This is a genomic window from Streptomyces vinaceus (assembly GCF_008704935.1).
Taxonomy (GTDB): domain Bacteria; phylum Actinomycetota; class Actinomycetes; order Streptomycetales; family Streptomycetaceae; genus Streptomyces; species Streptomyces vinaceus.
Genome location: NZ_CP023692.1, coordinates 3,543,256 through 3,557,189, shown reverse-complemented (window position 1 = coordinate 3,557,189; position 13,934 = coordinate 3,543,256). Strand labels below are relative to the sequence as shown.

The 13,934-nt window shown below is 72.3% G+C and carries 13 protein-coding genes and 1 tRNA gene; 8 read left to right on the top strand and 6 right to left on the bottom strand.

What is annotated here, in order from left to right:
* The first annotated feature begins 79 nt into the window (after positions 1–79).
* Both CP980_RS15845 and CP980_RS15840 read left to right on the top strand, forming a co-directional pair.
* Positions 80–841 carry a SigE family RNA polymerase sigma factor gene (locus tag CP980_RS15845; protein WP_165937324.1) on the top strand — a complete coding sequence of 254 codons (762 nt, stop codon included), beginning with the start codon at positions 80–82 and terminating at the stop codon, positions 839–841.
* Positions 838–1,929, top strand: a complete 1,092-nt coding sequence (locus tag CP980_RS15840) for a hypothetical protein (RefSeq protein WP_150528433.1) — start codon at positions 838–840, stop codon at positions 1,927–1,929. Before CP980_RS15845 ends, CP980_RS15840 begins: the two co-directional genes overlap by 4 nt.
* Here CP980_RS15840 and CP980_RS15835 read toward each other — a convergent pair.
* Complete coding sequence (locus CP980_RS15835; RefSeq protein ID WP_132758376.1) at positions 1,901–2,740, bottom strand: SURF1 family protein; 840 nt, start codon at positions 2,738–2,740, stop codon at positions 1,901–1,903. The two genes, CP980_RS15840 and CP980_RS15835, sit on opposite strands and share 29 nt — an antisense overlap.
* Positions 2,741–2,807: 67 nt before the next feature.
* Entirely contained in the window at positions 2,808–4,601 is a 1,794-nt protein-coding gene (locus CP980_RS15830; RefSeq protein WP_229907389.1) for a S9 family peptidase, read from the bottom strand.
* 108 nt (positions 4,602–4,709) lie between these two features.
* On the opposite strand from CP980_RS15830, the gene CP980_RS35140 reads away from it, so the two are divergent.
* The 4 genes from CP980_RS35140 to CP980_RS15820 all read left to right on the top strand — a co-directional run bounded on the left by CP980_RS35140 (position 4,710) and on the right by CP980_RS15820 (position 7,120).
* Complete coding sequence (locus CP980_RS35140) at positions 4,710–4,877, top strand: hypothetical protein (RefSeq protein WP_167535839.1); 168 nt, start codon at positions 4,710–4,712, stop codon at positions 4,875–4,877.
* Positions 4,878–4,970: 93 nt separating this feature from the next.
* The gene (locus CP980_RS35135; RefSeq protein WP_158734350.1) at positions 4,971–5,138 is read left to right on the top strand and encodes a hypothetical protein; all 168 of its coding nucleotides are present in this window, start codon (positions 4,971–4,973) and stop codon (positions 5,136–5,138) included.
* Between the two features lie 78 nt (positions 5,139–5,216).
* Positions 5,217–6,512: a cytosine deaminase gene (gene codA, locus CP980_RS15825; RefSeq protein ID WP_280116490.1), complete on the top strand. Its 1,296-nt coding sequence runs from the start codon at positions 5,217–5,219 to the stop codon at positions 6,510–6,512.
* 32 nt (positions 6,513–6,544) lie between these two features.
* Positions 6,545–7,120, top strand: coding sequence for a DUF5956 family protein (locus CP980_RS15820; RefSeq protein ID WP_150528431.1), 576 nt, complete (start codon positions 6,545–6,547; stop codon positions 7,118–7,120).
* A gap of 716 nt (positions 7,121–7,836) precedes the next feature.
* Here CP980_RS15820 and CP980_RS15815 read toward each other — a convergent pair.
* Both CP980_RS15815 and CP980_RS15810 read right to left on the bottom strand, forming a co-directional pair.
* A tRNA-Pro gene (locus CP980_RS15815) sits at positions 7,837–7,910 on the bottom strand.
* Between the two features lie 102 nt (positions 7,911–8,012).
* Positions 8,013–8,951: a metallophosphoesterase gene (locus CP980_RS15810; protein ID WP_132758388.1), complete on the bottom strand. Its 939-nt coding sequence runs from the start codon at positions 8,949–8,951 to the stop codon at positions 8,013–8,015.
* Positions 8,952–9,018: 67 nt separating this feature from the next.
* Between CP980_RS15810 and CP980_RS15805 the strand changes: the two genes are divergently transcribed.
* On the top strand, positions 9,019–9,480 hold the full coding sequence (locus CP980_RS15805) for a GatB/YqeY domain-containing protein (protein ID WP_099890266.1): 462 nt from the start codon (positions 9,019–9,021) through the stop codon (positions 9,478–9,480).
* A gap of 117 nt (positions 9,481–9,597) precedes the next feature.
* Here CP980_RS15805 and CP980_RS15800 read toward each other — a convergent pair whose 3' ends face one another.
* Positions 9,598–11,886: a transglycosylase domain-containing protein gene (locus CP980_RS15800; protein ID WP_132758390.1), complete on the bottom strand. Its 2,289-nt coding sequence runs from the start codon at positions 11,884–11,886 to the stop codon at positions 9,598–9,600.
* A 397-nt stretch (positions 11,887–12,283) separates the two neighbouring features.
* Between CP980_RS15800 and CP980_RS15790 the strand changes: the two genes are divergently transcribed.
* Positions 12,284–12,643, top strand: coding sequence for a WhiB family transcriptional regulator (locus CP980_RS15790; protein WP_180291050.1), 360 nt, complete (start codon positions 12,284–12,286; stop codon positions 12,641–12,643).
* 19 nt (positions 12,644–12,662) lie between these two features.
* On the opposite strand, the gene bagB is transcribed toward CP980_RS15790, so the two are convergent.
* Positions 12,663–13,925, bottom strand: a complete 1,263-nt coding sequence (gene bagB, locus CP980_RS15785) for an ATPase BagB (RefSeq protein WP_229907394.1) — start codon at positions 13,923–13,925, stop codon at positions 12,663–12,665.
* Positions 13,926–13,934: the final 9 nt, after the last annotated feature.

Genomic DNA, 13,934 nt, shown 5'->3' with positions numbered 1-13,934 from the left:
GCATGAGGGCCATGGGAATTTTGCTGGTGAGGCGTCCTCACGCGTACAACCCTGGTGGGGGGACGCGTGTCCAACTGGCGTGGCAGAGGCACTTCTCGACTTCGCCGTCGTACCGGCGCGCAGCGCACTCGGTGTGCCGCTCAGGCCTTCCCGCGCGCCCGCGCCCGGCGGGTTCCCGGTGATCCTTCCCGTTCCGCCGGCGGCGGCGTCGATCGCCGTGCCCTCCGCCGTACCGACCCGGGGCGGCCGCGTGCCCGCGCCCCGCGATAGCGCGGAGGCCGCGGGGAAGGGGCAGGAGGCGTCCACCGCGCCCGCCGCCGACGCCGCCGAGCCGGTCGTCGTCGCCGGTACCACGGTCGACCACCTCACCGAGACCTACCAGGCCCACTACCGCTCCCTGCTCGGCCTGGCCGCGCTCCTCCTCGACGACACCGCCTCCTGCGAGGACGTCGTCCAGGAGGCGTTCATCCGCGTCCACTCGGCCCGCAACCGGGTTCGCGATCGGGACAAGACACTGGCGTATCTGCGCCAGACCGTCGTCAACCTCTCGCGCTCCGCGCTGCGCCGCCGCATCCTCGGCCTCAAGCTGCTCTCGAAGCCGATGCCGGACATGGCCAGCGCCGAGGAGGGCGCGTACGACCAGCTGGAACGGGACGATCTCATCAAGGCGATGCGCGGACTCCAGCGGCGTCAGCGCGAGGTGCTGGTGCTGCGGTACTTCGCGGACATGACGGAGGCCCAGGTCGCCGAGACGCTCGGCGTCTCGCTCGGCTCGGTCAAGGCGTACGGATCGCGGGGCATTGCCGCGCTGCGGGTGGCGATGGAGGCTGCGCAGTCATGATGGACGACCACACCCCGCCGGGCGGCGCGGGCGAGGAACAGGCCCTGCGGAGCCTGCTGCACGGAGCCGTCGAGGGCCTGGAGCCCTCCGGGGACGCGCTGGAGCGGCTGCGGTACGCCGTCCCCGTACGCAAGGCCCGCAAGCGGCAGGCCCTCGTCGGGGCGGCGGTGGCCGTGCTGCTCGCGGGCACGGCCATCCCGGCGGCCCTGCACCTGCACATCACCGGCGGCGAGGGCGACGGCGCCGGCCACTCGGCGATGGCCGGCCACGGCGAGCAGCCCGGGACGGCGGCCGGCGGCGGCACCTCCGATCCGCACCAGGACGGCGAGGGCGACCGGCCCCAGGCCGGCAAGGCCGCCGGCAAGGGCGCGGAGACGGGCGGCGCCGGCGCGCAGCAGGACGCGCAGGAGGGCGGAGCCCCGACCGGCACCACCACCACCGGCCCGGACACCGCGGGCGCGACGGCGGGGGCCTCGGCCGGCACCGGCCCCCAGCCCCCCGTGGTGGCGGCGCCCAGCGCACCCGAGTGCAGTGCCGAGCAGCTCGGGGTGCAGGGCAGCGCCCGGTCCCCGGAGGCCGACGGCAAGGTGTACGGCAGTTTCAAGGTCACCAACGTCTCGGTGCGCGGCTGCACGGTCATCGGCCCGGACACCGTGACGGCGGCCTCCGTGTCGGGGCCCGGCCGGTCCTCGGGGGTCACCGTGGTCGGCCACACGGCGGGGGATCCGGCGGCCGGCCTGCCCGACCCGTCGGCGGAGGCGGCCCTGCTCGTGCTCCAGCCGAACACGGCGTACGAGGTCCGCTTCGCGTGGGTGCCCTCGGCGCAGTCCTGCCCGGCGGCCACGCCCGACCCCGCCCCCAAGCCCCCCGTGGGAGCCCCGGAGAGCGGGCAGGACGCCGGGGCCCGTGCCGCGGGCTCGGACCCGGACGGCACCGGAAAGTCCCCGGAGCCGACCGGCGTGGAGGTGACGCACACGCCGCACACGACGCCGCCGGGTGCCCCGACCACGCAGACGACGATCCCCGCGGCCTGCGGGGGGACGGTCTACCGGACGGGCGTCATTCCGCTGGACGCGCCGAAGCCGTAGCGGCGGCCGGGTCCGCGGCCGTGGAGGCGGCGGGCGTCGCCGCTTCGGCCGCGGCGGGCTCCGGCAGCAGCCCCGCCTCGGCGTCGCGCAGGGTCTCCACCTCGCGGCGGTAGAGCCGGAACCACATGAACAGCACGAACGCGGCGAAGACGAACCACTCGCCGGTGTAGCCGAGGTTCTGGAAGGCCTTCAGGTCCAGCCCGGTGTTGCTCGGCGCCTGGGCCGGCACCGGGGTCAGCCCGTCCGCCGGGGTCTGCACCGTCAGCCAGGCGTCGTAGAGCCCGTACGGCACGAGGTTGACCAGCGAGGCCGCCCCGATCACCCCGAGCTGGCCGGCGGGCAGCCCGCCCTCGGCGTGCACGCCCTTGCTGGTGGAGCTCTCGGAGGCCTGGAGCGCGCCCGTCACCTCGACCCGCCCGGTCGGCGCGGCCGGGGCCTTCGAGGCGTCCGCGGGGCCCGGCAGCCAGCCCCGGACCACGGGGACGGCCTTTCCGGAGTCGGTCCTCAGCAGGTTCAGCACGTAGAACCCGCTCCTGCCGTCGAGCCGGCGCTCGGGGACGAGCAGCTGCTCGGCGTACTCGCCGGATGCGGAGGCGAGGCGTCCGGAGGTCTTCTTGTCCACCGGGAGCAGCGACTCCAGCGGCGCGGCGGCCTCGGCGGCGGGCCGTCCGGCGCTCGCCTCCTTGTGGCTGTCGACGCGGTCCTCGAACCGGCCGAGCTGCCAGGTCCCCATGAACAGGCAGACGGGGACGGCGAGCGCGACGAAGACGTTGATCCCCCACCAGCGCGGGGTCAGGAGAAACCGGTGCACCCCACCACCGTACGGGGGGTGCACCGGATCACCGGGGCCGGGGCCACCGCCACGGGCCCGGCACGCCTTACCGCGGCAGGTGCTCGCGTACGAACTCCAGCTCCATCCGGACCTGCTTGATCCGCTCCTCCACGACAAGCGAGCCGTGCCCGGCGTCGTAGCGGTACACCTCGTGCACCGCCCCGCGCGCCGCCAGCCGTTCCACGTAGTTCTCGATCTGGCGGATCGGGCAGCGCGGGTCGTTGACGCCCGCCGCGATGTGGACCGGTGCCTTCACCGCGTCCACGTAGGTGAGCGGCGAGGAAGCCTCGAAGCGGTCCGGGACCTCCTCCGGCGTACCGCCGAAGAGGGTGCGGTCCAGGGACTTCAGCGCCTCCATCTCGTCGTGGTACGCCGTCACGTAGTCGGCGACCGGTACGGCGGCCAGACCCACGGCCCAGGCCTCGGGCTGCGTGCCGAGCCCCAGCAGGGTCAGGTAGCCGCCCCAGGACCCGCCCGAGAGCACCAGGCGCGCCGGGTCGGCGAGGCCGGAGGCCACCGCCCACTCCCGGACCGCCGCGATGTCCTCCAGCTCGATCAGGCCGACGCGGTGCTTGAGGGCGTCGGTCCACGCGCGGCCGTAGCCGGTCGAACCGCGGTAGTTGACCCGGACCACCGCGAAACCGTGGTCCAGCCAGGCTGCCGGGGCCGCCGCGAAGGCGTCGCTGTCGTGCCAGGTCGGTCCGCCGTGCACCTCGAAGACCGTCGGGAAGGGGCCGTCGCCGTGCCCCTGCGGCCGCTGCGCCAGCGCGTGGATCCGCCCGCCGGGGCCCTCCACCCACACGTCCTCCACCGGCACCGAGCCGGGCGCCCGGAAGCCGGGCGGGTCCAGGACGATCCCGCCCGCGGTGGACCGTACGGCCGAGGGCTCGGCCGCCGAGGACCACAGGTACTCCACCGTGCCGTCGGGCCGGGCGCTCGCGCCGGAGACGGTGCCGGGCGGGGTGTCGACCTTGGCGAGCTCCCGCGCGGCCAGGTCGTAGCGCCACAGCTCGCTGCGGGCCTCGTAGCTGTGCGCGATCAGCAGCGCGGAGCCGTCCGGGTACCACTCGGCGCTGACGTCGCCCGGCAGGTCGATCGCCAGGTCCTCCTCGGACCCGGTGGCCACGTCCCAGACCATCGGCTCCCAGCGGCCGCGCCGCTGGTGGCCGACCAGCAGCCGGGTGTCCCCGGCGACCGGTGCGAAGCCGAGCACCTCCAGGCCGAGCTCCACCGTCCCGTTCCGGGAGTCGTCGAGCTCGGCGACGGTGGCCCCGTCGAGGGTGACCACGCGCAGCGCCGAGTGCATGGCGTCGCCGTGCTCGGTGTGCTCGATCGCGATCAGCGTCCCGTCGTGGGAGAGGTCGCCGACGCCGGCCGACTCGCGGTGCCGGTAGATCACCACGGGCTCCGCGCCGTCCGGCCGCACCACGTGGATGGTGGTCCCGTCCTCGTCGGTGGAGCGGCCGACCACGGAGGTCCCGTCGCGCCCGATGGCGAGCCCGGCGGGGTACGAGGGCTCCAGCCCGGGGGTGGCCGGCACGTCGGGGCCGCCCGCGAACGGCTGGCGCACCCAGGTGCCGAACTCGTCGCCGTCGGTGTCGGAGAACCACCAGATCCACTCCCCGTCGGGGGAGAGGGTCCCGTCCGTGGTCCCGTTGGGCCGGTCGGTGGCCTGCCGCTGGCTGCCGGTGGCCCGGTCCCAGGCGTAGAGCTCGTACGTCCCGGTGGCGTTCGAGACGAAGAGCGAGCGGTCCGGAGCGTCCTCGGCCCAGTCGGGCAGCCCGACGCGCGGCGCCCGGAAGCGCTTCTCCCAGTCAGGTGCGGCCGTGTTGTCAGTCATGTCCCCCATGTAACCCGATTGGCGCTGTCGAATGGTCGTGGCGGGCGGGAGGAGGCAGCGTGGGCGGGGTCCCACCCAGCCGTTTTCCAGTTCCAGTGAGGAGTGATCATGGCGAAGCAGCGCAAGGAACAGACTCACGAGGACCGTCGGTCGTCCGAATCCGGGATGTCGAACAAGCCGGCGATGCTGGTCGAGGACGTGCGCGAGGCGCAGACGATGGCCATGCAGGAAGACCGGATGCGCGAGCAGCAGCGCCGCAAGGGCGGGCGCGGCTGACCCTCGCTCCGGATGCCGCCTCCCGCCAACGGAGGGACAGTGGAGGGCGTAGGCCCTCCGGTGCGTCCCGATGTGTCCCGAGGAGGAGCGATCATGGCCAAGAAGGCTCGGGCCGGCACGTCACAGGCCGCGGAGCGCGAGCGGGAGCGGGCGAAGAACACGGCGGCCGAGGCACGCGCGAAGGCGGCGGTCAGAGACGTGCAGTCCGTCTCCGCGAAGACGCGGGGCATGCAGCAGAAGGCTCAGGCCAAGCGGGGCTGAGCCCGGCACGCACGCGGTGCAGGCGTCGTGGCCCGCGGTTTCCCCGGAAACCGCGGGCCACGGTCGTAGGGTGGCCGCATGCGGATGATCGTCCGGGGCGCCCGGCTGCTCCACACCGAAGGACTCTCCGACGTGGAGGTCGCCGAGGACGGGCGCATCGCGCGGGTGGTCCCGTACGACGACCAGAAGGAGCCGCCGGCCACCGGCGTGCTGATCGAGGCGCACGGCGGTCTGCTCACCGCCCCCTTCGTCGAGCCGCACATCCACCTGGACACCGCCCTGACCGCCGGGGAGCCGCGCCCGAACGCCTCCGGGACGCTGTGGGAGGGCATCGCCTGCTGGAGCGAGCGCAAACGCACCCTGACCCGGGAGGACGTGATCGCGCGGGCGGAGCAGGTGCTGCGCTGGCAGGCGGCCCACGGCGTGCTGCACGTACGCACGCACTGCGACGTCACCGACCCGGGGCTCACCGCGCTGGACGCGCTGCTGGAGGTCCGCGACCGGGTCCGGGAGTTCATGACCCTGCAGATCGTCGCGTTCCCGCAGGAGGGCATCGTCTCCTTCCCCGGCGGCGAGGCACTGCTGCGCGAGGCGGTGGCGCGCGGCGCCGACGTCGTCGGGGCGATCCCGCACTTCGAGGACACCCGCGAGGACGGGGTCGCCTCGCTCGGGATCGCCTTCGCCGTGGCCGAGGAGCACGGGCTGCGCGTGGACGCCCACTGCGACGAGATCGACGACGAGCAGTCCCGGTTCGTGGAGGTGCTGGCCGCGCTGGCGCTGCGCACGGGGCTGCGGGAGCGGGCGACGGCCTCGCACACGACGGCGATGGGCTCCTACGGCGGCGCGTACAGCTTCAAACTCCGGCGGCTGCTGTCCCGTTCCGGGATCAACCTGGTCTCCAACCCGTTCGCGAACCTCAACCTCCAGGGCCGCTTCGACGACTACCCGAAGCGGCGCGGGCTCACCCAGGTCAAGGAGATGCTGGCGGCGGGGGTGAACGTGGCCTTCGGCCACGACGACGTGATGGACCCGTGGAACGCCCTCGGCACCGCGAACCCGCTCCAGACCGCCCTCGTCGGGCTGTACGCCGCCCAGCTCACGGGGGCGGACGAGATCCCGGTGGCCTTCGAGATGGTGACCGGGCGCGCGGCGCGGGTGCTGGGCCTGACGGAGGCGGAGTACGGGATCGCCGAGGGCGCGCCCGCCTCTTTCGTGCTGCTCCCGGCCGAGACCCCGGCCGAGGCGGTACGCCGCCAGGTCCGGCCGCGGTACGTGGTCGCGCGGGGGACCGTACTCGCCGAGACGCCGCCGGCGCCGACCCGGCTGAACTGGCCGGGGGAGCCGCCGTCCGAGGTGGACTTCCGCCGGTCGTAGGCCGGGGGCCGCCGCGGCGGTAGCCTGCGCGCATGGCGAGGGACTCGGTGGACTCGTTCGACGCGTGGGGTTCGTGGGGCTCATGGGGCTCGTGGGACGAGGGCGGAACACCGCACCCGCTCGCGCTGCGCCGCTCCGGCCGCAGCGAGCAGGAGCCGGACCGGCTGCCCGAGGTCCGGGAGCTGGAGGTGCTCGGCTGGGAGCCCGCGCCCGGCGAAACGCTGTGGGCGTTCCTCCCCTACGTGTGGCCGCCGGCGTACCGGACCTGGATCCCGGACCGGTCCACCCACTGGGCGGTTGAGACCCGGCTGGACGGCCACGGGCACGTCACCGACGTGGAGGCCGCCCCGCTCGACGACCCCGATCTGCGCGACCTCGACCGGGAGGACGAGGAGGTCCTGAGGGCCCTCGGCCTCCCGCCCCGGCCGCCGGGCCGCCTGTGGCTGCTGCGCCCGCCCGGCTCCCTCCCCACGGTCGGCGCGGTCCTCGACCGCCTGCGGGAGGCGGCGCGGGAACGCGGGGTGGAGGCCACGCCCTCGGCCGACTTCCTCGCACTGGTCCGCACCGAACTCGCGGCGCTGGCGGCCGAGTCCGGGCCGGCCACGTAACCGACGCGACGAACGGAGAAGGACCCAGCGCCCGGCAGCGCATCCCCAGCCGCCGCCGACCGCCGGCGGGAGTCCGTGGTCCACGGCGGCCCGGCCCTCGAAGGGCAGCGGCACGGTCGAGACCACCCCGGCCGCCCCGAGCAGCGGCCGCCCCGCGAACGCCGTGGCGCGCGGCGGCGTGCGCGTGCCCGCACAGCAGCGCCCCGGCCTGCCGCTCCTCGCCAAACTGCGGGACCCGGTCCACGTGCGAGGTGTGCAGGCGGGCAGCTCCCCGCCCTCGGCGGCGCTGAGCAGCCCCTCGTCGCTGCCCGGGACCGTCGAACCGCACAGCAGGAAGACGGCCCCGGCCAGGCGGACGACCCGGTTCACCTCCCCGCCGTCCGACTCCGCACCGACCAGCCCCGTACGCAACGGCCCCCGCCGGTCATGGTCGCCGGGCAGCACCAGCAGTCGAACAGCTCGCAGGGTTGCGCGCACTCGTCCGCCGTCGCACGGTCGGCGATGTCCCCCGATACCAAGACGGCATCGACGGGCCCGGGCATGTCGCGCAGGTGGTTCATAGCGGCCTGCGCGCCGCGTGGGGCGCTCCGAGAGGTCCAGATACAGATCGCTGACATGGGCGATGACCACGTCGGTCAGAACACCTCTCCCCGAGAGTCACAAAAAACCAGAGGCCCTCCCCCGAAGGGAAGGGCCTCTGGCCTTGTACTCAACTGTCGGGGTGGCGGGATTTGAACCCACGACCTCTTCGTCCCGAACGAAGCGCGCTGCCAAGCTGCGCTACACCCCGATCGTCGCCTTGCAGCAGTTGCTGTCCTGGCGACATCGATTACTTTAGCGGACCCTCGGCCGGAGACGAAATCCGGTTTTCGCGAGGGGGGCGCCGGGTGGCCTACGCCTTCGGGGTCAGCGTCAGCAGGGTGGCTTCCGGGGGGCAGGCGAAGCGGACCGGGGTGTAGCGGTTCGTGCCGCAGCCCGCCGAGACGTGGAGGTAGGCGCGGTGCCCGTCCGCCTCGTGCGTCGAGAGCCCCTTCACCCGCTCCGTGTCCAGGTCGCAGTTGGTGACGAGCGCCCCGTAGAAGGGGATGCACAGCTGCCCGCCGTGTGTGTGCCCCGCCAGGATCAGCGGGTAGCGGTCGGCCGTGAAGGACTCCAGGACCCGCAGGTACGGGGCGTGCACGACGGCCATCGAGAAGTCGGCGTCCGGCTCCGGACCGCCCGCGACCCGTTCGTACCGGTCCCGCTTGATGTGCGGGTCGTCGAGGCCGGTGAAGGCCAGCTCCAGGCCGGGCAGTTTCAGGCGGCCGCGCGTGTTGGTGAGGTTCACCCAGCCCGCCGCGTCGAAGGCGTCCCGCATCTCCTCCCACGGGTTGTGCACGGCGCCGACGACCGGCTTGTTGCCGTTCAGCCCGTGCCGGCCCTGGACCTTCTCGATCAGGTAGCGCCCGGGATTGCGCAGCCGCGGCCCGTAGTAGTCGTTCGAGCCGAAGACGTACACCCCGGGGAAGGACATCAGGGGGCCCAAGGCGTCCAGCACCTCCGGCACGCCCTCCGTGTCGGAGAGGTTGTCGCCCGTGTTCACCACGAAGTCCGGGCGCAGGCCGGCCAGCGACTGGAGCCAGGCGCGCTTCTTGTGCTGCCCGCCGACCATGTGGATGTCGGAGACCTGGAGCACGCGCAGCGGCCGCATCCCGGCGGGGAGCACCGGCACGGTGATCCGGCGCAGCCGGAACGACCGCGCCTCGAAACCGGCGGCATAGGCGACACCGGCGGCCCCCACCGCCGCGATCGACGCCGTGACCTTCAGGGGTACTCCGTAACGCGCACGCATGGCCCCATCGTCGCAGACGCGCAAAACCGGCGGGCGCCACTGCCCCTCCACCTGGCAGACTCCAGTCATGACCACGCTCAAGGCCAAGCTCCAGGAAGACCTCACCACCGCCATCAGGGCGCGCGACGAGCTGCACTCGTCCACGCTGCGCCTGACCCTCGCCGCCATCACCAAGGAGGAGGTCGCGGGCAAGGAGGCACGCGTGCTCTCCGACGACGAGGTCCTCAAGGTGATCGCCAAGGAGGCGAAGAAGCGCCGCGAGGCCGCGGAGGCCTTCGCGCAGGGCGGTCGTCCCGAGCAGGCCGCGCGCGAGACGGCGGAGGGCGAGTTCCTCGACACCTACCTGCCCAAGCAGCTCAGCGACGAGGAGCTCGGCGCGATCGTGGCGCAGGCCGTCGAGGAGGCCAAGGCCGCGGGTGCCGAGGGGCCGCGGGCCATGGGTGCCGTCATGAAGATCGTGAACCCGAAGGTGGCCGGTCTGGCGGAGGGCGGCCGCGTCGCCGCCGCCGTCAAGAAGCACCTCGCCTAGAAGCACCTCGCCTAGAGGCACTCGTCTAGAAGCACTCGCGTAGGAGTACGCCGAAGAAAAAGAGAGGCCCCGTCCGCGCGTCGCGCGGGCGGGGCCCTTCTCGTCAGCTGCCGGCGGTCAGTCCTCCAGGCCGCCGATGATGCCGCCGGGGAACGGGTCGGTCGGCGTGTCGCCGCCCGTCGCGCCCCCGGTCGGGCCGGCCGCGGCGCCGCCCGTGGCTCCGGCCGCCGTCTGGCCTCCGGGGCGGCCTCCGGGCTTGTTGTCGCCGCCCGGCTTGCCGGGCTTCCCCGGCTTGTTCGGCGTCGGGTTGGTGGGCCGGCCGCCGCCGGTCGGCGCCCCGGTGTCGGGCCCGAGGCCGACCGTGACGAAGTTCGGCGCCTCGCGGCCGTCCAGCGCGCCCGAGACCGCCTGCTTCCAGATCGGGCCGGGCAGCCCGCCGCCGTAGACCTTGTCGTAGTACTGGCCACCGATGGTGATGTTCTCCATCGACACCTGCTTGGCGCCGCCCGAGCCGACCCACGTCGCGCCCGCCATGTTCGGCGTGTACCCGACGAACCAGGCGTTGTAGCGGCTGTCGGTGGTGCCGGTCTTGCCCGCGTTCTGCCGGTCGGTCAGGCCCGCGGCCGTACCCGTACCGGAGTCGATCACGCCGAGCAGCAGCGTGTTGACGGTGTCGGCGGTCTTCTCGCTCATCACGCGGTCGCACTGCGACTTCGGCACGGCCAGCGCCTTGCCGTGGGCGTCCGTGATGGACTCCAGCGCGACGGGGGTGCAGTACACGCCGCGGTTGGCGAAGGTCGCGTACGCGTTCGCCATGGTCAGCGGGGACATGCCCTCGGTGCCGAGCGCGATGGCCGGGACCTCCGGCAGCTTCGTCCCGTCGGCCGGGATCACGCCGAGCTTCGTGGTCATGTCGGTCACGGGGCAGAGCCCGTTCTCGGAGATCATCTCCACGAAGTACGTGTTGACCGACTTGGCCATGGCCTCCTGCATGCCGTACGGGCCGCGCTCGGACTCCGACTCGTTCTCCACCCGGTCGTGCGAGGTGTTGACCCAGGGCTTGTCGCCGCAGGTCTGCACCGGGCTCGGGTACTCCATGTCGTGCGGGGAGGCGTACGTCTTGCCCGCCGGCACGCCCTTCTCCAGGGCCGCGGCCGCGACGAACGGCTTGAAGGTCGAACCGGTCGGGAAGCCGAAGTTCGATCCGCCCATCCGCTTGTCGACCGAGAAGTTGATCTGCGTCTCGTTCTTCCCGAAGCCGTACGGCTTGGACTGGCCCATCGCGAGGACCCGACCCGTGCCCGGCTGCACCAGGGTGACGGCGGTGGCGACCTTGTCGTCCTGGTTGACGTGGTCCTTGATCGACTCGTTGACGGACTCCTGCGACTGCGGGTCCAGCGTCGTCCGTACGGTCAGGCCGCCCTGGTTCCAGAGCTTCGCCCGCTCCTCGCGGGTCTTGCCGAAGACAGGGTCGGTCAGGAACGTGTTGCGCACGTAGTCGCAGAAGAAGCCCGCGCCCTTGACCGCGGTGATGCAGCCGTTCTTCGGCCGCGTCACCTTCAGCGTCACCGGCTTCTTCTTCGCCTCGTCCGCCTCGGCCTGCGAGATGTCCTTCATGTCGGCCATCCGCTGGAGGACGACGTTGCGGCGCTTCATCGCCTCCTGCGCGTCGTTCACCGGGTCGAACCGGCTCGGCGACTGCACCACGCCCGCCAGCAGCGCCGACTCGTCCAGGGTCAGGTCCTTGGCCGGCTTGCTGAAGTAACGCTGGGCGGCGGATTCGATTCCGTACGCCTGCTGGCCGAAGTACGTGATGTTGAGGTAGTTCTCAAGGATCTTCTTCTTCCCGAGCTCCTCCTCGACCTGGATCGAGTACTTCAGCTCGCGGATCTTGCGGCCGAGGCTCTTCTCCTGGGCCTCGCGCACCTTGGTCTCGTCGTCACCGGCTTCTTCGACGAACACGTTCTTCACGTACTGCTGGGTCAGCGTCGAGGCGCCCTGCGCGGCTCCGCCTTCCTGCGCGTTGCGGTTCACCGCGCGCAGGATGCCCTTCGCGTCGATCGCGCCGTGCTCGTAGAAACGCGAGTCCTCGATCGCGACGATCGCCTTCTGCATGTACGGGGAGATGGCCGTGAGCGGCACCACCTGCCGGTCCCGTGAATAGACCGTGGCGATCAAGCCACCCTCGGCGTCCAGAATCGTCGTGCGCTGACTCAGCGGCGGCGTCTTGAGATTGGCCGGGATCTCGTCGAATCCCTCGACCGTCCCCTTGGCGGCGAGTCCCAGGGCGCCTGCGCCCGGGATGGCGATGCCGGCCAGCACAACTCCGGAGAGAACGGACACCCCGAGGAACTTGGCGGCCTGCTGCGGCCCCGTGAGCCCGGCGCCCGAGCGCTTCTTTCCCATGGAGGGCAGCCTACGTTCTCATTCGCCGGACACGCGCGAATGCCTTGGCCTAAGCTGTCCTCAACTGTCACAGCAGTCCGGTGCGACATCAACCCCTCGGCTTGATTTTCACCCTTCCCGAATGGGGTGGACTTACGTCCGAATCTCGCCCCTCACTCTGACGGTCGCTCGTCCGTGGTCCGCCGATTCCACCCGAATTGCCGGAATGGTCGGGCATGTCGCCGGATCACTCCGTCGGGTGATCTGCCGCTTACCCATAGTCCGTTCGGACCATTCAAGATTGGGCCCGTCGGGGGTGTTGCGCCGTGCCCACCTTCCGTAACGTCCTCAACTGGCAGCGGTGAATATGCCGCTACCGCCGTGGGGGAGCCTCGATTCGGGAGAGGACGGCGCCGGGATGGGCTGGGTTACCGACTGGAGTGCGCAGGCAGCCTGCCGCACTACCGATCCGGATGAACTGTTCGTTCAAGGAGCGGCACAGAACAGGGCCAAGGCGGTGTGCACCGGATGTCCGGTGCGGACCGAGTGCCTGGCCGACGCGCTCGACAATCGTGTCGAGTTCGGAGTATGGGGCGGAATGACCGAGCGGGAGCGTCGCGCACTGCTGCGCAGGCGTCCCACCGTCACCTCGTGGCGACGGCTGCTCGAAACCGCCCGCACGGAGTACGAGCGCAGTACGGGCATCCTCACCGTGGATGTCGATGCGGACATGGCGGACCTCGACGTCCCGTACGAGACGTACGCGGCAGCCGGGTAGGCCGCCGCCGTACGAACGCCTACGCTCCGGCCGGCACCCCGGCCGCGAGTCGCTCTCCGATGGCCCGCAGCCCGGCGAGGTCGTGCACATCGCCGGGCAGGGCGGCCACTTCGGCCACCGCCACCTCGGGGTGCAGTGAGGTGAAACGATCGCGTGTGCGCTGTTCACGTGCGATCACCTGCATCCGCTCGGCGTGCAGACGCAGCAGTCCAGCGGTGATCTCGTCCACGTCGGCGTCCGCGCCGCTCTCCGCGGCCCCGGCTCCCGTCGCGTCGGCCTCCGCGGCCGAGTCACGAAGTCCAGCATTCCCGGACTCCTGATCGACAATGCCGCCTTCTTCAAGATTCTCTGCGGCGGCCAACGCCCGCTCCGCGGACAGCTGGTCGGCCCCGCTGACGTGCACCCGGTTCAGTACGAGCCCGGCCAGCGGCATCTTCTCCGCGGCCAGCCGCTCCACGAAGTACGCCGCCTCCCGCAGCGCGTCCGGCTCGGGCGCCGCGACCACCAGGAAGGCCGTACCGGGAGCCTGGAGGAGCCGGAACGTCGCGTCCGCGCGCGTGCGGAAACCGCCGAACATCGTGTCCATCGCCGCCACGAACGTCTGCACGTCCTTCAGCAGCGAGGCGCCCATCAGCTTGCTCAGCGTGCCGGTCATCAGGGACATGCCGACGTTGAGGAACTTCATCCCCGCCCGGCCGCCCACCTTCGCCGGAGCCATCAGCACCCGGATGAACTTCCCGTCCAGGAAGGACCCCAGCCGCTTCGGCGCGTCGAGGAAGTCCAGCGCGGACCGGCTCGGCGGGGTGTCCACGACGATCAGGTCCCAGTCCTCGCGGGCCCGCAGCTGGCCCAGCTTCTCCATCGCCATGTACTCCTGCGTGCCCGCGAAGCCGGCCGACAGCGACTGGTAGAAGGGGTTGGCGAGGATGGCCTCGGCCCGCTCGGAGTCCGCGTGCCCCTCGACGATCTCGTCGAAGGTCCGCTTCATGTCCAGCATCATGGCGTGCAGTTCACCGCCGTCCGCGCCGTCGACCCCCTTCACCCGGCGCGGGGTGTTGTCCAGGGAGTCGATCCCCATCGACTGGGCGAGCCGGCGCGCCGGGTCGATGGTCAGCACGACCACCTTCCGCCCGCGCTCGGCCGCCCGTACGCCCAGGGCCGCGGCGGTCGTGGTCTTGCCGACCCCGCCCGCTCCGCAGCAGACGATGATCCGCGTCCCGGGGTCGTCCAGCAGCCGGTCCACGGGCAGCCGCGGGGCGGCGTCCATGCGGGCCGCGTCCATGCGGGCGCC